Raw genomic sequence first — 22,450 nt, 5'->3', positions numbered from 1 at the left:
GATCGCCACCGCGAACCGAGGCGCGGTGGCGATCCTCGTTCACTCATCACGCCGAGCGACATTGCGCCAAGCTGCGCACCTGGCCGCCTTCGCGCTGATTTTCGTCGCTGAGCCATTGTTCGAACGCCGCGCCGATCATCGGCCACTCCGAATCCAGCATGGAGTACCACGCGGTGTCGCGGTTCTGCCCCTTGACCACCATGTGCTGACGGAACACCCCTTCAAACGTGAACCCCAGCCGTTCGGCGGCATACCGGGAGCGGGCGTTGGCGTTGTTGCATTTCCATTCCAGGCGCCGATAACCCAGGGCGAAGGCTTCCCTGGCCAGCAGGTAGACCGCCTCGGTGCTTTTCGGCGAGCGCTGCATCGCGGCGCCGAATGTCACATGGCCGATCTCGATGCGGCCTTGTGCTGGAACGATGGACATCAGGCTGAGAATGCCTTGCACCTGCTCGTTGGCGCGGTCGATCACCGTGAAGAAGTAAGGGTCGAGGTGGGCGGCATGGTTGTCCAGCCAGGCATCGAACGCCTGGCGCTCGGAAAAGGGACCGTAGGGCAGGTAGTCCCAGAGCTTCGGATCGGCGCCCGGGCCTTCGAGCGCCTGCCACAAACCGTCGGCATGGCGCGCCGGGTCAAGTTTTTCCAGGCGGATGAAACGCCCTTCGATCAGTTGGGTGGACGGCGTCGGGGCGCCTTTCCAGTCGGCCAGTGAAGTCAACATGCGGCGCTCCTTACAAGGCTTTGCGAAATTGGATGAAACCGGGACGTTCGGCGATGCGCTCGTAGAGCTGGATCGCGGTGGCGTTGGTTTCATGGGTCAGCCAATGCACCTTGCAGCAGCCATCGGCCTTGGCGGTGGTGTAGACGAACTCGATCAACTGCCGACCGACGCCGGTGCCACGGCTCTGCTGGGTTACCAGCAGGTCTTGCAGGTAGCAGGAATTCTCGATGCTCCAGTTCGAGCGGTGATAAATGAAGTGCACCAGGCCGATGGCGGTGTCGTCGCGCCAGGCCAGGGCCCCGTGGGTCGGCTCGCGCTCATCGAGCAGGCGTTGCCAGGTGCTGTGGCTGACCGCCTCCGGCAGCTGTGTGTTGTAGAACGTCAGGTAGGCCTGCCACAGCGGCAGCCAGGCGGCGTGGTCGTCAGCGGTCACGGGGCGGATCTGGATGAGGCTCATGTTCACTCCTTGGGCGAAAAGACGGACATCAGGCGGGCGACATTCTGGTCCTGTGGATCGGGGCTGGCGGCGAGCCCCTGGCGTACCCCGGCGGCATCCGCCGGGCTGCGGTTCTGGCTGAGCTTGCGCTTGCCTTCCAGGCGCTGGAGGGGCAGGGCGAAGCCGACGATGGCCTTGAGCATGCTGTCGATGTACTCGGCCGGTGCATCGTCGATGCGCCATGGTTGCGTGCGCCCCGATTCATGGCGGTCGGTGAGGTCGCTGACCAGTTTGCGCAGCCGCGTCGCGTCGCTGAACACCTCGGCGCGGCCATAAGCGTGCACGGCCTGGTAGTTCCAGGTGGGCACGACCTTGCCGTGCTCGTGTTTGCCTGGGTAGAACGCCGGGCTGACGTAGGCATCGGCTCCAGCGAAGATCACCAGCGCTTCGGCGCCGGCTTCGAGGTCGCGCCATTGCGGGTTGGCCCGGGCCATGTGCCCGTAGAGGCTGCCGTTGGGCCCTTGCTGCGGTTCCAGCAGCAACGGCAGGTGGCTGGCCTGCAGGCCCTGCTCGCCGTGGGTGACCAGCAAGGCCAGGCGACATTCGGCCATCATCCCGTGCAATTGGGGCAGGTCTTCGACGGCAAAGGCTTTGGGGTTGTACATGATGATTTTCCTTGGCGAATGGGAGCATCCTAGGCAGGCTATTGGTCTGTTGTAAGAGCCACTTCAGACCAATTCGATAGGTCCATTGCGAGGGTTGTCATGAGCCACGCCGTACCGCCGCTGTCGTTCAATCCGGCCGGCATCGAGCTGGACCGCCGCCAGGGGCTCAGCCGCCAGCTCTACCAGGCGTTGCGGGCGCGGGTGCTGGACGGACGCCTGGCCAGCGGCACGCGCCTGCCGGCCAGTCGCGACCTGGCGGCGGCCTTGTCGATTTCCCGCAACAGCGTGGTACGGGCCTACGATCAGTTGTACGCCGAGGGATTCATCGAGGGGCGGGTGGGGGACGGTACCTATGTGGCGCAGTTGTCCTCGCCGGAATTGGGATGGCCGCTTCGCGAGCAAGCTCGCTCCCACAATGGAACGCGTGCCTTCGAGAAAGAGCCCGCGCCGAAAAACATATCCACAAAAGTATCCACAGGGTTGTCAACAGGCTTATCCACGGGTTTATCCACAGATTGGCTGGATTTACCTGTGCTTCCATCCAGTAAAGTTATCCACAGTGGTGGATTGGAGCGGGTCGAAAAGCACCATCTGGCCCAGCCTCCCAGCGGTCCGCCGCGGGCCTTTCGGGTGGGAGTCCCGGCGTTCGACCTGTTCCCGTTCGACGTTTGGGCCAAGCTGAACGCGGCTTTCTGGCGCAAGCCCGACCTGCAACAGCTGTGCTACGGCGACTCCCAGGGGGATGCGCGCTTGCGTGGCCTGATCGCGGCCTACCTGCGCAGCTCTCGCGGCTTGTCGTGCACCGCTGAACAAATTGTGATCACCAGTGGCGCGCAGCAGGGGATCAGCCTTTGTGCACAGTTGCTGGTGGACCCTGGCGACGTCGTGGCGGTGGAAAATCCGGGCTATCGTGCGGCCGGGCATGCGTTCTCCGTGGCCGGTGCCGATGTGAGGGGCGTAGCAGTGGATGGCGATGGCCTGGATTGCACGGCGCTCAGTGCGTTGAGCCATTGCCGGCTGGCCTACGTGACGCCGTCCCATCAATACCCGACCGGGGTCGTCATGAGCCTTGCGCGGCGCCTGGAGCTGTTGGCTTGGGCCGAACGCAACGACGGCTGGATCGTCGAGGACGACTATGACGGCGAGTACCGCTACAGCGGCGCGCCGCTGGCGCCGTTGGCGGCCCTGGATCGCCAAGGGCGCGTGCTCTATGTCGGGACGTTCGGCAAAGTGGCGTTCCCGGCCCTGCGCCTCGGTTATCTGGTGCTACCTGCGGGTTTGGTCGATGCCTTCGCCCGGCGTCGGGCCGTGGACGTGCGTCATTCGGAAGTCAGCACCCAGGCGGTGATGGCCGAGTTCATGGCGGCCGGGCATTTTCAGCGTCACATCAGGCGGATGCGCCGGGCCGCGCTGGCTCGGCGTGACGCGTTGCTGGCCGGTTGGCCCAAAGGCATTCCGGGGGTCGGCACCCTGCCAACCGTCGTGGCCGGGCTGCATGTCACGGTGCCGGTGGAGAGTCTGGCCCGTGAGCGCGAGCTGATCGCCCAGGCGACGGCGGCGGGGGTCGAAGTCAATGGCCTGAGCAGCTATTGGCTGCCCAGCAGCACCACGCCCATCCACGGCGGGCTGGTGCTGGGCTTCGCCGCGGTCCCACCGGCGGCCATCGCAACCGCCCTGGCGAGCCTGGCGCAAGCCTGGAAGCCCTGAGGCCTCGGTTCATGTTCGTAATACCGTTAACCCAAGGAAGTAGCTGAATCTGTGGCGAGGGGATTTATCCCCGCTGGGCTGCGCAGCAGCCCCAACCAAGGCGACTCAATCCACCTGATAAACCGAGTCGCAGGGCTTTAGGGCCGCTTCGCAGCCCAGCGGGGATAAATCCCCTCGCCACAATGAACCAGCACGTCTTGAGTGAACGGCATTACGGTTCATGGCCGAGCTTTTTGAAAGAACACCTCCTTGGCCTGGTCCACGGCAATTTCGCTGCGGTAACGGTCGATCAACTGGCGCTGGCTGAGGGCTTGGCTGGCGTCGGTGGCAACGGCCTGCTGGCTGGCTTGCTCAATGGTTTTCAAGCGCGCCGAAAGGAACGCGTAGGCGGGCACCCAGTTGGTCGAATAGCGGAAGTCGGCGAACCAGAGCGTCTTGCCGGTTTTCACGTCCTTGATCTCATACCGGTCGAGGTAGCCGTAGGGCGGCGTCTTGATGCGCTGCCGGCTCTTCTGTTTGGTGATGGAGATCTGGTTTCGGCTTTTAAGCCACACGATGCTGCTCATGGTCGGCGGGCGTTGCTTGATGACATTCAACACAGTGTCGAAACCCAGGACGTACAACGCGCTGGCCTCGCGTTCAAGCTGCGTGCGCAAGGCTTGCGCCGAGCGCCGTTGTGCGTCTGGCAGCTCGAACGTTTCGTTCGAAGCCACGCCTTGGGCCTGGTCGAGGGCCTTTTGGATGGCCGCGCTGACTTTCTCCATCCTGCCGGCGTGGGCATTGAGGATCATCCCGATCCCGGCGGGCGTCTTGTCGGGCTGTGTGACCGCGGCTTGCATCTGCGCCTTGAACGCTGTCAGCCCGTTGATCAGGTCCTGGCCCTTGGTGACGCTGACGTCCAGGGACGGAACGGCCGGCGGCGTCGCGTCGGGTTTGACATGGGGGATCCACTCGCCGGTTTCCTTGCGGTGGAACGTGACGATGATCTCCCCCGAGAACGGGTTCTTCACATCGACCCAATCGGTTTCCTCCATCAACCGGGACAAGCGCGGCTCACCGCTGACCAGGCCCCAGAAGCGCGCCCGGATGAATTTTTTCCTCGGCCGGGGGCGTTGCTCGTACGGGGAACCGGCGTTGCGCCTATCCCGACGCTCATCGAGGGCCGCCGCCAAGTGCTGCATCGTGGTTTGTTCCAGCGTGGCAATCCCCTTGCGCAGACGAGCGAGCTGGGGCGACCGCACACTGCCCGTGTACTCGTTGCCCAGGTAGTGCAGGTGTTCGTCAATGGCGGCGAACTGCTCGGCCAGGCTGCCGAACGCGTCGATGCGTTCATCGAGGCGAATCACGCTGCGTTCGTCGATGGCGTCGCGCAGGCTCTGGAACGCGACCGTGGCGTTATCGACGATCTGGTTGATCGCTTCCCAGCCTTCGGGCATCGATTCGACGCTGTCGAGTGTCAGGCACAGGTGGCGGAACATATCCAGCTTGATCAGGCGCAGGTCGGCGCTGGTATAGAGTGGCATTTTCTTGCGGTGCCGGCGGATGAACTCGAAGCCCTCATAGCCGACGCTCTTCAGTTCGATGAACCGCGTCTCCATGTAGTCCAGGCGCTCGATCATATCGTCGCCGACGCTGATCATGCTTTCGGCCGCGTCAATGTGCTGTTGCTCCAACACCCTGACCCCGGAGGTGACCATGCTTTTGGCCTTGTCCAGGGCCGGGACGAACCGTTCCCCCAGGGCCTCCATCTCGGCGAAGGTGAAGTTGATCTGCGCATTCAGGTAGCCGAGCCGTGTGCGGGGGTAGTCGGGCCGGGACTGGAACAGCGGCCATTCCATCAGGGTTTTCAGCGCTTGTTCGTAGTTTTCCCGCTGGGCCTTCAGCGTTGCGATGTAGGTATCGCGCTTGACCTCCCTGGCGGTGCCCGACGCCTCGTCCATTTCCACGGCGTACATGGTCAACAGTTTCTGGTTCTGCGGTTTCTTGGCTTCGAACTGATTCAGCGAAGCCAGCAGGTCGATCCGGCGCCGCTGCGCATCGGCGATGACTTTCTGCCGGATGCCCCTGGACCCGCTACCGCGCACGCGCAAGCGTGTATCGATGTGCCATTTGCCGTGGCCATCGCTGATCAGCGGGGGGCCTTCGCGCGCAGGGTCCTGGGCGTCGACGATAGACACCAGCTCGCCTTCGACCTGCACCTTGAACCACTTGCCGGCCATTTTCGCGTGCCAGACCCCGTCCTGTTCGTAGAGGCCCTTGAGGGCGCCGTCGCTTTGGTATGGCCCGGGGTTTGCCGGCTCGTCGGTGCTGAAGCTGTCGAGAAACCGTGCGCTGTCCTTCGACGTGCCCATCAATGCGCCGCTGGAGCGGATGGCATCGTAGTGTTCGGTCGGGAGTGAAGCACTCGCCAGCGGCGCGAGTCGTTCGATCACCAGCTCATGGGGCGGCTTGGGCAGGTTTTGCAGCTCGCTCACTTCCTGCGGGGCCTGGAGCGGGCGCGGACCTCTGGCCGATCGGGCGCGGTCGATGGCATGGGTGATGATCGCCAGCGCGATGTTCAGCAGCAGGTCAGTGAACGCCTCCCACTTGGCCGGTCGGTCGGCCGCGTCCTTGCCCTGGGTGAGCTTGTCGATGTCGTCCAGGATCTGCCAGAGCCAGCCGGCGGTGCCGACGGCGGTGCCCAGGTAGGGCAGGGCGAGGTTGAGCAGCAGCCAGCCCGCCCGCTTGAAGGTCTCCCAGCGGTTTTCCCGGTTGGACACCGATTGACGATCGGCCAGGTCGACCAGGGCGTTGGCATTGGCCTTGAACAACTGCGGCAGGAAATTCGTCCCCAGGGCCTTGTCGGTCAAGCTGACGGGACCGCTGTTGGCCAGGGAACTCAACGGGTCGGCGACGAACGCTACGATGCTCCAGGGGGAGGGCAAAAGGTCCGGGAAGACAAACCGGCCGTAATCATCGCGTACCCCATCGGGCAACCAGGCCAGCACCGATTGGCGTAACGAAGGGGTTTGCCGGATGGCGTACAACAGGTTGCTGAAGGAGGGGTACTGGCCCAACTGCGGTTCCAACAGCGGCCGGTACAGCAGGCAGGGCCCGGCGCTGGAGTCCTCGGGGCCGATGATGAACATGTTGCTCACCACGTCTTGCGCGTCGCCCAGTTGCAGCTCTGGCACGAAGGCCAGTGGGCGCAGGACGATGGTTTTGCCGTCGACCTTGCGATCAGCTGGCGCAGGTGCCATCAGCGCGGCGACGTAGCGGTAGCCGGTGTCATCGAGGTGACCCTGGCCGCGGATCTTGTATTCGAGCGCCAGCATCGGCAGTTGGATGCGCAGTTGAGAGGTGTACAGCTGCTCGCGGCGGCTCGATTCGGCCGGGTCGTCGAGCAGCGTCTGCTTGATCAGTTCGGGGTAGACGCGACCGATATCGACCTGGGTGATGAGGTTCCCGACGTATTCGACGGTCAGCCATCCGGGCGCTGGCGTGTCGTCCCGCAACTTGACGATCTTGTCGCCGACGGGCAGGGCGATCAGGTTCTGCAGGGCCAACTCGACGAGGCTCAAGCGGGTGGTCTCGATCTGGCCGGGTACCACGAAGCTTCCCCAGATCACCGGGCTGCGCACCTCGATCTCGATGGCCTCCAAATCAAGCCGCGAGGCGTCGGCATGGTCCGCGACCATCTGTTTTTTCAGCAGGTTCAGCGTGAAGTCCTTGAGCGGCTCGATGCCGTCCAGGTAGGTCTTGCCGACATGCTCCTGATTCAGGATCGACAGGTTCTTCATGTGCTGGGCAAACAGGATCTGATCGGACGGCGAGGCGTCCAGCAACCAGTGGGGCATCTGCTTCTGGAACCAGGCCACGAGGCCGTCCTCGTCGCCTTCTCCATCGCTGGCAGGGGGCTCGTAGGTTGCCCAGGTCTGCGGGGAGGAACCGATGATCCTGACCTGCTCGGCGATCATCCCGCAGGCCTTGTGATCGAAGATATTGCCCTGCGGCTCGTACAGCCGCCACTGGAGCTTGCGGTAGCTGGACGCCCCGAAATGGGCGGGCAGGGATTGCCCCAGGGCGTGCTGTGAGTCGAATTTCTGGTAACCGCTGGCGATCGAGTACTTGAGGATGACCTCCTTCTTGTCGAGGGTGCCGATCAGCACGACGATCGAGTTGTCGCTCAGGCGCTTCACTTCAGGGCCGTCGACGTTGTCGATGTCGATCAGGTACGCGTGGGTGTCGTACGGGTCCTTCGCCTTGCGATCCTTGTGGTCGGGGTAGTGGAACAATTGCCGGGCCATCTCGCACTCGGCCGCCGTCCAGCCCTTGACGCGCCCGACGTTCCAGGCCTGGCGCAGCGCGCTGGAGAGTTGGTGCCAGCGAGGGCCGGATTCGCCGAGTGATTCATTCCAATACGTCAGTTGCTGCTCCTGGCAGGCCGTCCGCATGGCCGGCACCAGCTCATTGAGCAGGCGCCCGATCTGGTCGATCCGCACCGGCAAATGCACATCGGGGGAGGTGAGTGGCAACTGGGTCAGGAAGTGCAGGCCTTCGATCAGCAGCATCGAATCGCCATTTTCATTCACCAGGCCGGCGAGCATTTCGCTGAGGGTTTCGTAGCGCGTCGGCCGTCGCACGATTTGGTCCTCGACAATGTCCCAGTCCGGCTCGCCTACCACGGTGTTGTGCGGATCGAGGTTCAGCGTGGGGTAGAGCTTCCTGAGGCCATCGCGCAGGAGAATCGACGCGACCTCCGGATACGTGGGCCCGGCGAGCAACTGATTCAGGATCGCATCCTTGGGATTGGCATCGGCCCTGGGTATCGTGGGGGTGGCTGTGGGTGTCATCTGAGTCTCCCTGTCTCGCGACGTATGTAATGGCGAAGCCGAGCGCTTCGGGATTTCCATGCTAGCGGCGCGGAAAACAGGGGCGGCGGTAACTATGTATGGGGCTTTTGGGGGAGGTGGCTGGGGGATCGCCATCGCGAGCAAGCTCGCTCCCACACTGGAGTCACGGGTGTACCCAGGCCTATAAACCCCACCGACCCTGTGGGAGCGGGCTTGCCCGCGAAGGCGCCAGCCCATTCAACACGGCGGCGCCTGACACACCGCCATCGCGAGCAAGCTCGCTCCCACATTGGAATCACGGGTATACCCGGGACTACAAACCCCACCGACCCTGTGGGAGCGGGCTTGCCCGGGTAGAAACCGGGGACATCCTTTACGTTTTAAACCGGAGACATCGTTTACAGGTGCATAAATACGGTCAGGAGGTGCCTGACCATGCCCTGGAATCGAGAGTCCCCGATGGATCAACGAATCAAACTCATAGGTGACTGGCTACAAGGCAGCTACTCCAAGAGCGAGCTGGCCCGTCACTACGGGCTCAGCCGACCCACTTTGGACAAATGGCTTGCACGCTACGAGGCGCACGGCATTGATGGGCTAAAGGAGCTGTCACGGCGCCCGCATACGAGCCCTTTCAAAATCAGCGACGAGGTGCTTGAGCTGCTGATCGCGTACAAGCGCGAGCATCACAGCTGGGGGCCTGAGAAGTTGGTGCATAACCTTAAGATCGACCATCCAGACTTGTCTTGGCCCACAGTCAGCACGGCAGGCGAGTGGCTTAAGCGAGCAGGTCTGGTGCAAAAGCGCCGTTTCCTCAATCGACCGCCAGCAGGAAAAAATCCGCTGCGTGACGCCACTGGGCCTAATCAGACATGGGCCGCAGACTTCAAAGGTGACTTCGCGCTTCAGAACGGCCAACGTTGTTACCCTCTGACCATTACCGATCACGTCAGCCGATTTCTATTGCTGTGCAGAGCACAAGGCAGCGTTGCCGGTGCCCGCGAAGGATTTGACTGGGCGTTTCGGGAGTACGGTTTACCTGACGTAATCCGCACAGATAACGGCTCTCCTTTTGCCTCTACCGGCATTTCACGCATATCCAGTCTGGCCGCGTGGTGGATACGTTTAGGGATTCATCCGGAGCGAATCCAGCCGGGGCGGCCTGACCAGAATGGCCGTCACGAACGCATGCATCGAACACTCAAGGCTGCTTTGCTTCATGCACCTGAACGTAACCTGGTGGAGCAACAGCTGGCATTCGAACAGTTTCGACAGGAATTCAATTACGTGCGACCTCACAAGGCCCTAGAGATGAAAGTTCCTGCGGACCTCTATGAGCCATCAAAGCGGCAGTACGATGGGCGCGTGCCTGAGGCGGATTACGCGGCGGACATGACGATCCGTATGGTTAGGCAGAACGGGTCGATGAAATGGAAAGGCAAGATGATTTTCGTCAGCGAATCTCTGGCCGGTGAGGCGCTAGGACTCAAAGAAGTGGACGATGATGTGTGGGATATTTACCTCTGCAGCTACCTTTTAGGTAGGCTGAAAAGCGGCGAAAGCCGCCTTTCAAGCCAACAGAAACGTAAACGATGTCCCCGGTTTCAATTGTAAAGGATGTGTCCGTTTCTACACCGCGAAGGCGCCAGCCCATTCAACACGGCGGTGCCTGACACCGCCATCGCGAGCAAGCTCGCTCCCACACTGCAATCACGGGTGTACCCGGGACTACAAACCCCACCGACCCTGTGGGAGCGGGCTTGCCCGCGAAGGCGCCAGCCCATTCAACACGGCGGCGCCTGACACCGCCATCGCGAGCAAGCTCGCTCCCACACTGGAATCACGGGTATACCCAGCTTTCACACCCTCAGGCCAGGGACGACCTCACCGTTCTATTGACCCGACTTGATCCTCGTCCAAGCCCGCGTGCGCGCCCGTTCGGCGTCCCGTGGCAAGGGTTGCAACGTATACAGCGTGGCCATGGCCGCTTCGGTCGGGTACAGGTTGGGGTTTTGGCGGATCGCCGGGTCGACCATTTCCGTGGCGTCCTTGTTCGGGTTCGGGTAACCGACGAAGTCGCTGACCGGGGCGATTACCTGTGGTTGCAGCAGATAGTTGATGAAGGTGTAGGCATCTTCCGGGTTCTTCGCCCCCTTGGGGATGGCGAGCATGTCGAACCAGATCGGCGCGCCTTCCTTGGGCAAGCGCATGTCCACGACAACGCCGTTCTTGGCATCCTTGGCCCGGTTGGCCGCCTGGGAGAAGCTGCCGGAGTAACCGACCGCCACGCAGATATCGCCATTGGCGATGTCGGCCATGTACTTGGACGAGTGGAAATAGGTGATGTAAGGACGGATCTTCATCAACAGCGCTTCGGCCTTGGCGTAGTCCGCCGGCTTCTTGCTGTTGGGGTCCAGTCCCAGGTGCTGCAAGGCCAGGGGCAGGATTTCCGATGGCGAATCGAGCAGCGCCACGCCACATTGCTTGAGCTTGCTGATGTTCTCTTCCTTGAAGATCAGGTCCCAACTGTTCACCGGCGCGCTGTCACCCAGGGCGGCCTTGACCTTGTCCGGGTTGAAGCCGATCAGAATGGTGCCGTACATGTAGGGCACGGCGAATTGGTTGCCCGGGTCGTTGGCTTCGATCAGCTTCATCAGCTTGGGATCGAGGTGATTCCAGTTCGGCAGCTTGTTGCGGTCCAGGGGCTGGAACACCCCGGCTTCGATCTGCTTGGCCAGGAAAACATTGGACGGCACCACCACGTCGTAGCCCGAGTTACCGGTCAGCAGCTTGGCCTCCAGGGCCTCGTTGGTGTCGAAGATGTCATAGACCAGCTTGACCTGGCTGTGCTGCGCCTTGAAATCCTCCAGCGCCTTGGGCGTGATGTAGTCGAACCAGTTGTAGACCCGCAGGGTCCGCTCTTCGGCGTGTACCGCGCCGCCGAACAGCGCAGCACACAGGGCTGGAACCATCAAACGCTTGAGTCTGCTCATGCTTTTCTTCCTCATTGGGCGCTTTGGAAACCTTCAAGGACGTTCACGGCATTGATGCCGATTTCTGCCACCGCGTACCCGCCTTCCATCACGAACAGGGTCGGCTTGCCGAGTGCGGCGATGCGTTTGCCCATCGCCAGGTAATCCGGGCTGTCGAGCTTGAATTGGGAGATCGGGTCGTCCTTGAACGTGTCCACACCCAGGGACACGACAATCACATCGGCGTCGTAGCCACGGATTTCGCCACAGGCCTGCTCCAGCGCCGCGCTCCAGGTGTCCCAGCCCGAGCCGGCCGGCAAAGGATAGTTGAAGTTGAAACCTTCACCGTCGCCCTCGCCGTGCTCGTCGGCGTAACCCAGGAAAAACGGAAACTCCGCCTCTGGATGGCCGTGGATCGAGGCGAACAACACGTCGCTGCGCCCGTAGAAAATCGACTGGGTGCCATTGCCGTGGTGGTAATCCACATCGAGGATGGCGACCTTGCGATGACCCTGGTCTAGAAAGGCCTGGGCGGCGATGGCGGCGTTGTTGAGGTAGCAATAACCGCCCATCAAGTCACCGGCGGCGTGATGCCCCGGCGGGCGGCACAACGCAAACGCACTGCGGGCGCCGGCCTGGATGTCGGCCTGGGCGGTCAGGGCCACCTGGGCGGCGCTGTAGGCCGCTTGCCAGGTGCCGGCAGTGATCGGCGCGCCGCCATCGAAACTGTAATAGCCGAGCTGGCCGTGCAGGCTGGTCGGCATGACCGTGCGCAACGTCCGCGCCGGCCAGGTATAGGGCAACAGATCCCCCTCGCGATTGAACGCGGCCCAGCGCTCCCAGGCCCCTTTGAAAAACGCCAGATACGCCGCGCTGTGGATACGCTGGATCGGCCCGAGACCAAAATCCCGTGGTGCCTCGACCGGGCCCAATGCCCGCGCCTTGACCCGCTCCAGCACGTGATCGGCCCGCGAAGGCATCTCGAAACAGGGCATCAACTGCCCATCCATCAACTCACAGCGGCCGTGATGCAGGTGGTGATCGTCGGAATAGATCGTCAGCATTTATTGTTCTCCGCAAGGCTGTTCCGGTAACTGACAGTCTTGCGGGATGCGCTGTTGGAGAGAACGGCAGGAGCGGCCAAAAGGGGATCGAAATGGCCAAAAGGTTTGACCGTAAATGGCTCTTTGTGAGGGGCCAAGGAGAGCCCGGCACTCTCTCTGTGGCGAGGGGATTTATCCCCGTTGGGGTGCGAAGCAGCCCCAAAAACTCAACGCGGTCTATCTGGCTGCCTAGTCAGCCGACATTCTGAGGCTGTAGGAGAAGGGATCTTGGGTGATGCAGGGGCTCGGTTTTCGCTGGGAACCGCGTTGATTTCATCGCGAGCAAGCCCGCTCCCACAGAGGAAAAGGGGACGGATTTAATATCGCCGCCGGTGCGTGGAGGAATTTGACGGAGATCTTCAACGCAGATGGGAGGGAGCCAACGAACGGCGCGTGGATCGCTTGGACGGCCTACGCAGTCTGTGCCCCGCTACCGCCCGTTACATGGAAAAACGAATCGCTTAAATAGACCGTTGGTTCACGCGCTTGGAGAGCGCTTCGGCGCTTTCCTTGCGTTCGGAATAACGATCCACCAAGTAATGTTCGCGGCCTCGCACGAGCAGAGTGAACTTCATCAGCTCCTCCATCACATCCACAACGCGGTCGTAGTAGGGCGATGGTTTCATGCGCCCTGCTTCATCGAACTCGAGAAAGGCTTTCGGCACCGATGATTGATTGGGGATCGTGACCATGCGCATCCAACGGCCCAGCACGCGAAGCTGGTTCACCGTGTTGAACGATTGAGATCCGCCACAAACCTGCATCACTGCCAGGGTCTTGCCCTGCGAGGGACGAACCGCCCCGAGTGCGAGGGGGATCCAGTCGATCTGTGCCTTGAATACGGCAGACATGGAGCCGTGACGTTCTGGCGAGCACCAAACCTGTCCCTCCGACCACATCACCAGGTCACGGAGCTCCTGCACCTTGGGGTGGTCAACCGGTGCGTCGTCTGGCAACGGCAACCCGGAGGGATCGAAGACAACCGTCTCAGCGCCCATGAGCTCCAGAAGGCGCGCAGCCTCTCGTGTCAGTAACTGGCTGAAGGAACGTTCACGGGTTGACCCATACAGTAAAAGGATGCGCGGTTTATGGGGTGGCACTGCTCGTTCCGACAGTTTCTCCGGGGTCGGGACGTCAAGCAATGACAGGTCGAGATTCGGGAACTCATTAGCGGTGTCGCGGGTGAATTCGGTCATCACAGCGCTCCCACGGCGTCCAGCGCCTGTTTCAGTTCGGTCTTGCCGAGGGCGCTGATGTCGAGAGCGAGGAATGCCGCAAAGCGCTGGCGAATCTTCGCAACCGTCGCGTCGAATGCCGCTTGGATCTCCTCATCACTGCCTAGCACATCCGATGGATCAGCCAAGCCCCAGTGACTCTTGATCGCCGGTCCGAAGTAGACAGGGCAAGGCTCGCCCCTGGCCTTATCACATACCGTGATCACTATGTCTGGCGGGTTATCGGCGAAGCTTTCAGAGCCCTTGCTGTAGAGCCTTGAGGTGTCGATGCCGAGGTTTTGCAAGGTGCTGACTGCGCGTGGATTGAGACGCCCACTGGGGACGCTTCCTGAACTGATCGCGCTCATTCCCTCGGGTGCCATGTGGTTGAACAACCCTTCGCTCAGCACGCTCCGGCAGCTGTTGGCGGTACACATGAAAAGGATTCGCATGGGGTACTCCTGCCGCTTTCGGCGGTTGTCAGAGGCTAAGGCGCAACGCCAGAGCAGAAAGGGTGAATCACTCGATAAGGGCTGGGCAGCAGGCTGTTTCGCGCACGGGACGTCCGTTCATATGCTGTAGGCGGGAGGTGTTGTCCTTGAGCCAGCCGATATTGGCCTTCGAAGTCCGTTGCAGGATGTCACGCACCCAATCGGGAAGCGCCGGATTAAGACGGTAGTAGACCCATTGGCCCTGACGGCGATCAAGCAGCAAGCCGTTGCTGCGCAGTAGGGCAAGGTGGCGGCTGATCTTTGGCTGGCTGTCGTTGAGTGCGCACATCAACTCGCAAACGCAGAGCTCGCCTTGTTCGGCAATCAGCAGGATGGCGCGGACGCGAGTCTCGTCGGCCAGGCTCTTGAATACATCGAGGGGCGTGATCATGTTGCGCGCTCGTAACATATGGAAAATCGAATATACGTATTTCCATATGTTTCGTGCAAGGCGATAGTTGATGAAAGGCCTGGCGTAGAACGCCTGATGCCGTTCACTTCAGTCGGATGAAACCTTTGTGGCGAGGGAGCTTGCTCCCGCTGGCCGCGCCGGCGAGGGCCGCATCAGCTCCGCGCCCCGTGCCGACTACGCCCAAGCCGCAGCGGTGGTGCTGACCACTGAAGGGCAGGCGGGCAAAGTCTATGGACTGGGGGGGATAGCAGCTACACCTTGATTGAACTGGCTGCGTTGATCAGCGAGAAAACCGGTAAGTCGGTGGTTTATCAGAACCTGCCGCAGGCTGAGTTTGAGGCAGTGTTGATCAGTGTCGGGCTGCCGGCGGGGTTGGCGGCATTGCTGGCGGATTCTTATGTGGCGGCGGCGAAAGGGGCGTTGTTTGATGAGAATGGGGTGTTGGGGCGGTTGATTGGGCGGGGACTACGCCGGTTGCGGAGTCTTTGGGTTAAGTAGCCAATTAGAAGGCAGGAGAGCGGCGTCACTGGCCGGTCGAGATCGACCGCTCCACAGCGCTGACGGAGGATAGGTCTGATGTCGCTACGTCGGAGACAAAGTGAACTTGTCTCCGTTTTCTATGGGCTTCACAGCTGTGGGGTAACGGTCTTTTTGAAGATGTGGGTGCTAAATTCGATTAATGGCACTTTGCCTTAAAGCGAAACGGCTCTATAGTGATGTATAACCACACCATTCACAGGGATGTTGAAATGAAAAAGCGTGATTTTCTGCTGCCCCTTGCCACTCTGACTGCCGCTGTAACCGCCAACCAAGCATCGGCTTCCGTTGCGATGACCAGCACCGATAAAGCAGATGAAAGCACCGCCCTTGAGAACCAAGTCGCGGCACTGCCAATCGTCAATGTTGGCGAGCAGATGGTCACCGGTCGCCAAGGCGATAACCTCTTCAGTTTTATCCTAAAGCGTGGTGAAGACGGCCAGATGGTCGCTGCCCACTATTCGCATAGCTCACACGCGTCCCACAGTTCTCACAGCTCGCATTATTCGAGCCGCTGATGGCTGGCCTCGCGGAGCTGACCTTCGATGGTCAGCTGTACGGAGCCGAAGCAATCCAGAAGGCGGCATACCGTGCTATGCACGCCTTCACACTCGACCTGAAAGTCGACGGCGATAACATTCTCTGCACGCTGGTTGGCAATATCACAACTGAGCAGGAAGCCTTTGAGCGTGCCGTTGAAGAGTTCCGAAAGGACGTGCTCGACTATCAGTTGCGTGCCCAGCTTCAGGCTGAAACCGCCCCTATTCGCAACCTCATAATAGGGCTGGCTTTCTCCAACGCCAGGCTGAACCAAAGTGAGTAAATTTCAGGCGCTGGATGCCTATACCCGGAGCGCCAAATACGAACTGCTGCCGTTCAAGTTCGACCGTCTTGAAGGTGATAACTACGTCATTACCAACATGACCGGCGAGTACCTAGAGGTGGCAAAGCCAGAGTTGCACGTTCTTCTCGCCAAAGATCTTGCAACGGAGCATCCGCTTTTCGCATCGCTGCGCGCCAAGCATTTCATTCGCTATGCCGACGAGCAGGCTCCCCTTGATCTGCTCGCATTGAAACTGCGTACGAGACTCTCGCGACTGACAGGGTTCACCAGCTTGCACATCTTTGTGGTGACACTGCGCTGTGACCACAGCTGCCCCTATTGTCAGGTTTCGCGGCAAATGGATGACGAAACTTCCTTCGACATGACGCCCGATATGGCGGAAAAGGCTTTGGATTTCGTCTTCCGATCTCCCAATCCTGCGATCAAGATCGAGTTCCAGGGCGGCGAACCACTTTTGAATTTCGAAATGGTGCGCTACGTAGTAGAGGCTGCAAAGCGACGGAACCTGGAGGAAAAGCGTGATCTTGAGTTCGTCATTGCTACCACGTTGTCGCTGCTCACCGACGATGTCCTCGCGTTCTGCCACGAGCACGACATTATCCTTTCGACGTCACTCGATGGCCCAACAGACCTACACAATGCAAATCGGCCACGCGTAGGTCGTGATAGTTTCGAACGCTTCGAAGCAGGCTTGGCCAAGGCTCGCAATGTCCTAGGCGTGGACAGAGTTAGCGCTCTAATGACAACCACTGACAAGAGCCTGCCTCGTGTCCGGGAGATTATTGACGAGTACGTTCGACTGGGCTTCAACGGTATTTTCCTGCGGGCTCTTTCTCCGTATGGCTTCGCCATAAAAACACGTAAATTCATGACTTACGATACGGAGCGGTGGCTGGAGTTCTACAAGGAAGGGCTCGCTTACATCCTTGAACTCAACAAAGCCGGCATCCCTTTCGTCGAGCACTATGCATCCTTGATTCTCAAGAAAATGCTGACCAGCAATGACCCGGGCTACGTCGACCTGATGAATCCTGCAGGTGCCGGCATCGCAGCGATCGTCTTCAACTATGACGGTTCAGTCTATGCCTCTGACGAGAGTCGAATGCTTGCGGAGATGGGGGATCAGACGTTTCGATTGGGCAATATCCTGACTGACAGCTACGAAGACATAATTCTTTCCGATGTACTGCTCGATGCCTTGGAACAATCTTTCACGCTGAGCGCGCCAATGTGTTCCGACTGCGCTTTTGAACCCTACTGTGGCGCCGAACCAGTGTTCCATCACGCCATATTCAAGGACGTTCTAGGCAGAAAGGCTGAGTCCTCGTTCTGCAAGCGAAACATGTCGATCTTCAAACACCTTATCGGCCTGATGAACTCAGACGCCTCTACTCGCCGCCTCTTCATGCAATGGGCTAACGCATGCTGAAACTCGCTGGGAAAGTTGGGCGAATCCAACTGGTCGAAGTCCAGGATCGTCCATTGCTACTGCAGGTAAGCACCAATCCGGCGATCCCAATGGTGCTGCGGGCGACGCGAGCGTTTTTGGTTTCTGAACAGGAATTGCCTGAAGGCTACCTGCATTATTTGATTCCCGAAGGTCTTGAAGGTCGCGTGCAAGAGCTGGAAGGGAAGAGCTCATTTACCTTGCTGCCCAACGACTATCACTACCTGGGGCACGGGGACATCATTCGCCTGGAAGGTCAGGCGATTCGGGTGCTCTTCAGGGCTAATTCAGGACATAACTCGTTGTTAGTGACCGAGCAGTGCAACCACTATTGCCTCATGTGTTCTCAACCACCCAAGAACATTGACGACAGCTGGATCCTCGATGAACTCGAAGCACTGATTCCCCTGATCCCCAGGGAAACGCCCGAGGTAGGGTTCTCAGGTGGAGAACCAACGCTGGCCGGGGCTCGATTCATCAATCTCATCCGGATGATGAAGTCCTACCTCCCCAGCACTGTCGTGCACGTACTCTCAAACGGGCGCACGTTTGCCGATGAGTCTTTTGCTCGCCAATACGCAGAGGTCGATCATCCCGACATCATGATCGGGATCCCGCTTTACTCTGATGATCCAGACTTGCATGACTACATCGTGCAGGCGCCTGGAGCATTTCACGAAACAGTCCAGGGGATCCTCAACCTCAAGCGGCTCAATCAGAAGGTTGAAGTTCGCATCGTCCTGCACAAGCAGTCGATCAGCCGCCTGCCGCAACTGTGCGAATACATCGCACGAAATCTACTATTCGTTGATCACGTGACGCTGATGGGATTGGAAATGATCGGCTTCACGCGGGCCAATCTGGACGTCTTGTGGATCGACCCCGCAGACTACCGAGACGTTCTGAGCGAAGCTGTAGGCATTTTGGCAGCCTATCGAATGAATGTGTCCGTCTATAACCACCAGTTGTGCCTGGTGAACGACGACGTGCTTCCCTACTACCGAAAATCCATCAGCGATTGGAAGAATGAGTACGTGCCAGAGTGTGATGGTTGCGCACGTAAGACTGAATGCGGTGGCTTTTTTTCTTCTGGTGTACGTAATGGGTACAGCAGAGGTATCACTCCTTTTTCCGATGACGGGTGCAAGGACCCGATTTACTATCTGAAATAATTCTGTCCCTTTTCCTATCCAAAGGACCATCTGGCATGGCAGTAGATATCCTAGTCACGACAGAAAGACTGCAAGACGATCCCCTTGGCAGAGACCTTATTGAATCGCTAAAAAATTCTGAAAGCGCTATCAATTCCTCACCTTCGGCGCTCTACTACGATTTTCCTGTTTATTCAGACTATGACGGCGTAGATCACAAGCCGGATATTTTGGTACTTAGCCGCAGTTGCGGGATTCTTGCCATCCAGGTGATTACTGAAATCCAGGCCGATCGTGATAGCACCAGCAGCCTATTAGCCGTAGATGATTCGCTTAATCAATTTTGTAGCATCCTAATAGGGCGGCTATTAAAGAGTAAGGTATTAAGAAAGTCGCGTTCACAGCTTTCACTGAATGTCACGCCAATAATATTTTGCGACAGTAAATTAGCAAGCAGGATTTTTGATTCTAGCGACTCTGAAATTGTCTCTTCAATGGAGTCGCTGACAGAACTAATTCAGAATCTTGAAGGAGGACTTTTAGATACAGATGCATATGACGAGGCCCGCTCAGTAATTGAAGGTGCTAAAGCTCTCACCCGATCAAACAAGCGCTTAGTAGAAAACCCAGAGCTCCAGCGTGCGGCCAGTGCGTTAGCTGAACTTGAATCTGAAATTGCAAACTTTGACCAAAAGCAGCGCTCTGCAGCCTTGATAACTATTAATGGTCCTCAACGGATACGGGGACTTGCCGGCTCCGGGAAAACTATCATTTTGGCGATGAAGGCCGCACACCTTCATATGAACAGACCAAATGATAAAATTCTCCTGACTTTTTATACAAAGAGCTTGAAATCTTCAATAAAAAATTTGGTTACCAAGTTTTACAGGCACTATAAAGAAGTTGATCCAGACTGGAACAACATCCACATATTGCATGGTTGGGGTGGTTCAAATACCAGCGGCGCCTACTCCGATGCCTGTTTACGCGCAGGGAGAACCCCTCTTACCTTTGGTACCGCCCGCTCGGGGGCACCTGGTGGTATGGACCCATTTGAATTTGCATGCCAAGACCTGATGCAGAAAAGTAATATAGAAGAGTACTATGACCATATTCTCATTGATGAAGGCCAAGACTTTCCCGCTGCATTTTATGAGTTAAGTTTTCGGCTTGCGAAAGGCCATCGAGACAAAAAAAATATTGTTTGGGCGTACGACGACCTTCAAAACATCATGAAGGTGCGAATGCGAAGTGCCGTTGAATTGTTTGGGATAGATCAAGATGGTGAGCCGCGTATATCACTTGAGCGGGCAGCAATAGGCCTACCGTTTAAATTTACTAACGACACTGTACTTAGCAAATGCTATCGTAACCAGAGAGAGGTCCTCGTCACTGCTCACGCGCTTGGATTTGGAATCTATTCTAACATCGTGCAATTACTTGAAAGTGCTGACCATTGGAAAGACGTCGGCTACGAAGTAATTTCTCCTAACTATGATGCCAACGCTCAAGTAGAAGTGGTGCGCCCTGCTGAAAACAGCCCAGTTACATTGAGCGGAGAAAAACTACCCGAGCTGATAAAGCAGTACAACGCACAGTCAATGGATGATGAAACAGACTGGGTCGTAACCTCGATATCTGACTTTTTAGAGCAAGGCTTAAACCCGGAAGATATTATGATTGTTGCTCTGGATGATCGTCATATGAAGGGCTACTTTAAAGAATTGTCTTCGAAGTTGGCGCGCCTTGGGATCGCGTCGAATAATATTCACGCAGATCCATATTCGGACCCACCCTTTACTATACCCAATAGGGTTACTCTCTCCACAATTTATCGTGCCAAAGGCAATGAGGCAGCTGTAGTATTCGTTATTGGCGCCGACGCCATCTCACTCAAAACGAGAGGAGATCGTAACAAGTTATTTACAGCGCTTACCCGTACGAAAGCGTGGCTTCGTGTCTCTGGAATGCAGGGGTCTACTAGTCAAATTATTCATGAGATGCATGAGGCAGAGAAAAACTTCCCTGCTTTACGTTTCACTATGCCTGATCTTTCCAAGCTCGATATGATCCAGCGAGATCTCGGTCAGCGCTCTATCAAAGCCAAAAAATTAAGAGCTGAGTATTTAGAAAGTCTTCGTCGTGAAGGGTTGTCTGAAGAAGACGCCGACTTGGACTACGATGATGAATAGACAGGATATTCAGTCAGGAATCCACAAAAGTTGGAATTTAGCGGATAAGCTTGGACTGGCTGCAGCATTTAGTAATCCAAACCTACTACCACTAAATACCGTATTTCGAGACGCGATTCTTTCGGCAGATTGCACGTACATCGACGTCTATCTCGTAGCGATGAACTTATCTCATCACAATATTATTTTGTCTGACTATTCATACTTTCAATTTAGTATGGAACGTGACGGTTACGTGCGCTACGCCTATTATCCCAATCCTTTTATTTCAGGAAAAGAATCAGACACCACGTCTTTCAAAAAGCTCACTGAGCTTTTAGAAAACGAGTTTATTTCCCATGAGCAGTATCTTAGCCTCTTAGACAGCAAGAAGAGCTTGAACGGAAAGCCTATGTGGAGATACGAGAACGCTCCTGATCAACGCAAGCGTTTTTTTCATCCATGCTCACATTTTCATATTGGATTCCATTCTGAAAATCGCTGGCCACTAAAGAGAACTCTTACCCCTCTAGCCTTCTCGATGTTGGTTTTCAAACAATATTACGGAGAAGCTTGGAGGGCGTTCGGTGATGACGACGATCCTGAAATTGGCAACTCATTTGAGAGAGCATTGATCCGGGAGCGCCAAAACTGCCACATCGTTCCTGATGATTTATTCGAAAAAATAGAAGAACAGGCATTTTTCTTTTCCTAGCCTTTTGTCATAGAACGCTTCGAGCGTCCGCCATTAGTCGTTGCAGCTTTTTGTTGAAAGGGCTGTGGGAGGTGAGGAACGGTTGCTGTTGGAAAATTTCTTATTTAGAGATTGTTCATCCACATATATAGATGAACGCACCAAAACCCGGCGCAACGCGCCGGGTTTTGCCATTGGGAACCGTCTACCTACCGCCCCGGCTCCACATTATCCAACACCCGATTCGCCAACAACGAACTCAGCTCAATCAACTGCTGAATCCCCAGCGCCAAATGGCGCCGCGAGCCATCCAGGTCAAACGCCAGATCACTAACCATGGCATCGGCTGAAGCCAGCGTTTCACTGAGGTTAGCGAGCATGCACTCGTTATCGAGGCCTTTCACGACGGTAAAAACCTGCCCAGGTTTCGGCTCGTCTTTGGGTTGATCCGGCTTCGGTAGCAAGTAGTGATCGAGCACGCGTTTGGTGGTTTCGTCTTGCTTCTTGGCTTTGGATTTTGCGGATTGCGGGGTAGGGGCCGAATCTGGGGGATTTGGAGTTGCTTTGAACATTTTCACGTTTCCTTTGTTAGTAGGCCGCTACCGTCTCGCTACTAAACGAAAGGGAGGCAGCTGTGCGCAAGTTAGTAGACCGGTAGGAAAACGGAAAACCCGGCGCGCCCGAAGGCGCCATGCGCACAGCCACCATCGAGTGCGGGCAATGCCCGACTGATGAGACTCATGCGACCGTATCCTTAACCGGGCTACTAAACCCGACCACTGATGGGCAGTGGCAGGAACGACAATAGAACCCAGGAACAAAGCGCACAAGCGGGCGGATTCTGGCGTAGTTGTAGGTAAAGGCGCAAGGATGCGTAGCTTGATGGAGGGGTGTAGGTGGGGGCTGTAGGAGAGAGGTTTTTTAGCGAATCGGGTGGGGTGTTCTGTTCTGAAACCGTGTCGTTTTTATCGCGAGCAAGCTCGCTCCCACAGGGGGACCGGGCTGTTGCGGATGCTGTGTTCACCGCCGCCCAGTGTGTGCGGGCTTGCTCGC

The 22,450-nt window shown here is 57.9% G+C and carries 18 protein-coding genes and 1 pseudogene; 9 read left to right on the top strand and 10 right to left on the bottom strand.

The window, feature by feature from the left end; genetic code table 11:
• Window positions 1-46: 46 nt before the first annotated feature.
• Genes V5F23_RS27915 through V5F23_RS27905 form a run of 3 tightly spaced genes read right to left on the bottom strand, consistent with a single transcriptional unit; the run spans window position 47 to window position 1,822 of the window.
• Window positions 47-721 carry a GNAT family protein gene (locus tag V5F23_RS27915; RefSeq protein WP_042730035.1) on the bottom strand — a complete coding sequence of 225 codons (675 nt, stop codon included), beginning with the start codon at window positions 719-721 and terminating at the stop codon, window positions 47-49.
• 10 nt (window positions 722-731) lie between these two features.
• A complete protein-coding gene (locus tag V5F23_RS27910; RefSeq protein WP_042730036.1) occupies window positions 732-1,178 on the bottom strand; it encodes a GNAT family N-acetyltransferase in 447 nt (148 codons plus the stop codon).
• A gap of 2 nt (window positions 1,179-1,180) precedes the next feature.
• Window positions 1,181-1,822 (bottom strand): FMN-binding negative transcriptional regulator, encoded by a 642-nt coding sequence (locus V5F23_RS27905; RefSeq protein WP_042730037.1) that lies wholly within the window; start codon window positions 1,820-1,822, stop codon window positions 1,181-1,183.
• A 99-nt stretch (window positions 1,823-1,921) separates the two neighbouring features.
• Here V5F23_RS27905 and V5F23_RS27900 point away from each other — a divergent pair, with 99 nt between their 5' ends.
• Window positions 1,922-3,529, top strand: coding sequence for a PLP-dependent aminotransferase family protein (locus V5F23_RS27900; protein WP_042730038.1), 1,608 nt, complete (start codon window positions 1,922-1,924; stop codon window positions 3,527-3,529).
• A gap of 218 nt (window positions 3,530-3,747) precedes the next feature.
• Here the strand turns inward: V5F23_RS27900 and V5F23_RS27895 are convergent, their stop codons facing one another.
• Complete coding sequence (locus tag V5F23_RS27895; protein WP_042732555.1) at window positions 3,748-8,361, bottom strand: DUF6543 domain-containing protein; 4,614 nt, start codon at window positions 8,359-8,361, stop codon at window positions 3,748-3,750.
• A 459-nt stretch (window positions 8,362-8,820) separates the two neighbouring features.
• Between V5F23_RS27895 and V5F23_RS27890 the strand changes: the two genes are divergently transcribed.
• Window positions 8,821-9,975: an IS481 family transposase gene (locus V5F23_RS27890; protein WP_338497125.1), complete on the top strand. Its 1,155-nt coding sequence runs from the start codon at window positions 8,821-8,823 to the stop codon at window positions 9,973-9,975.
• Window positions 9,976-10,253: 278 nt separating this feature from the next.
• Here V5F23_RS27890 and V5F23_RS27885 read toward each other — a convergent pair whose 3' ends face one another.
• The 5 genes from V5F23_RS27885 to V5F23_RS27865 all read right to left on the bottom strand — a co-directional run bounded on the left by V5F23_RS27885 (window position 10,254) and on the right by V5F23_RS27865 (window position 14,532).
• Complete coding sequence (locus V5F23_RS27885) at window positions 10,254-11,354, bottom strand: polyamine ABC transporter substrate-binding protein (protein ID WP_123579259.1); 1,101 nt, start codon at window positions 11,352-11,354, stop codon at window positions 10,254-10,256.
• 11 nt (window positions 11,355-11,365) lie between these two features.
• A complete protein-coding gene (locus tag V5F23_RS27880; protein ID WP_047735700.1) occupies window positions 11,366-12,397 on the bottom strand; it encodes a histone deacetylase family protein in 1,032 nt (343 codons plus the stop codon).
• A gap of 500 nt (window positions 12,398-12,897) precedes the next feature.
• Window positions 12,898-13,632 (bottom strand): arsenical resistance protein ArsH, encoded by a 735-nt coding sequence (gene arsH / locus V5F23_RS27875; RefSeq protein WP_053150441.1) that lies wholly within the window; start codon window positions 13,630-13,632, stop codon window positions 12,898-12,900.
• Complete coding sequence (locus V5F23_RS27870) at window positions 13,632-14,102, bottom strand: arsenate reductase ArsC (protein ID WP_338497122.1); 471 nt, start codon at window positions 14,100-14,102, stop codon at window positions 13,632-13,634. Before V5F23_RS27870 ends, arsH begins: the two co-directional genes overlap by 1 nt.
• A gap of 67 nt (window positions 14,103-14,169) precedes the next feature.
• Window positions 14,170-14,532, bottom strand: coding sequence for a metalloregulator ArsR/SmtB family transcription factor (locus V5F23_RS27865; RefSeq protein WP_338497120.1), 363 nt, complete (start codon window positions 14,530-14,532; stop codon window positions 14,170-14,172).
• 151 nt (window positions 14,533-14,683) lie between these two features.
• Here V5F23_RS27865 and V5F23_RS27860 point away from each other — a divergent pair.
• The 7 genes and pseudogenes from V5F23_RS27860 to V5F23_RS27830 form a co-directional block, all read left to right on the top strand.
• Window positions 14,684-15,051: pseudogene (locus V5F23_RS27860) on the top strand (KR domain-containing protein); the annotation flags it as partial.
• Window positions 15,052-15,302: 251 nt separating this feature from the next.
• Entirely contained in the window at window positions 15,303-15,608 is a 306-nt protein-coding gene (gene hxsA2, locus V5F23_RS27855) for a His-Xaa-Ser repeat protein HxsA2 (RefSeq protein WP_139641547.1), read from the top strand.
• Window positions 15,608-15,913 (top strand): His-Xaa-Ser system protein HxsD, encoded by a 306-nt coding sequence (gene hxsD, locus V5F23_RS27850; RefSeq protein ID WP_338497115.1) that lies wholly within the window; start codon window positions 15,608-15,610, stop codon window positions 15,911-15,913. The genes hxsA2 and hxsD overlap by 1 nt, the downstream gene beginning before the upstream one ends.
• Window positions 15,906-17,363, top strand: coding sequence for a His-Xaa-Ser system radical SAM maturase HxsB (gene hxsB / locus V5F23_RS27845; RefSeq protein ID WP_338497114.1), 1,458 nt, complete (start codon window positions 15,906-15,908; stop codon window positions 17,361-17,363). The genes hxsD and hxsB overlap by 8 nt, the downstream gene beginning before the upstream one ends.
• On the top strand, window positions 17,357-18,553 hold the full coding sequence (gene hxsC / locus V5F23_RS27840; protein WP_338497112.1) for a His-Xaa-Ser system radical SAM maturase HxsC: 1,197 nt from the start codon (window positions 17,357-17,359) through the stop codon (window positions 18,551-18,553). Before hxsB ends, hxsC begins: the two co-directional genes overlap by 7 nt.
• A gap of 35 nt (window positions 18,554-18,588) precedes the next feature.
• Window positions 18,589-20,724 carry an ATP-binding domain-containing protein gene (locus V5F23_RS27835; protein WP_338497110.1) on the top strand — a complete coding sequence of 712 codons (2,136 nt, stop codon included), beginning with the start codon at window positions 18,589-18,591 and terminating at the stop codon, window positions 20,722-20,724.
• Window positions 20,717-21,418 (top strand): DUF2290 domain-containing protein, encoded by a 702-nt coding sequence (locus tag V5F23_RS27830; RefSeq protein WP_338497109.1) that lies wholly within the window; start codon window positions 20,717-20,719, stop codon window positions 21,416-21,418. The genes V5F23_RS27835 and V5F23_RS27830 overlap by 8 nt, the downstream gene beginning before the upstream one ends.
• A gap of 188 nt (window positions 21,419-21,606) precedes the next feature.
• Here the strand turns inward: V5F23_RS27830 and V5F23_RS27825 are convergent, their stop codons facing one another.
• Window positions 21,607-21,969: a DUF6124 family protein gene (locus tag V5F23_RS27825; RefSeq protein ID WP_047735707.1), complete on the bottom strand. Its 363-nt coding sequence runs from the start codon at window positions 21,967-21,969 to the stop codon at window positions 21,607-21,609.
• Window positions 21,970-22,450 lie beyond the last annotated feature (481 nt).

Source organism: Pseudomonas sp. WP18 (assembly GCF_036689585.1).
GTDB classification, from domain to species: Bacteria; Pseudomonadota; Gammaproteobacteria; order Pseudomonadales; family Pseudomonadaceae; genus Aquipseudomonas; species Aquipseudomonas chlororaphis_E.
The sequence above is the reverse complement of the archived record's forward strand: the minus strand, read 5'-3'. Positions and strand labels throughout refer to the sequence as shown.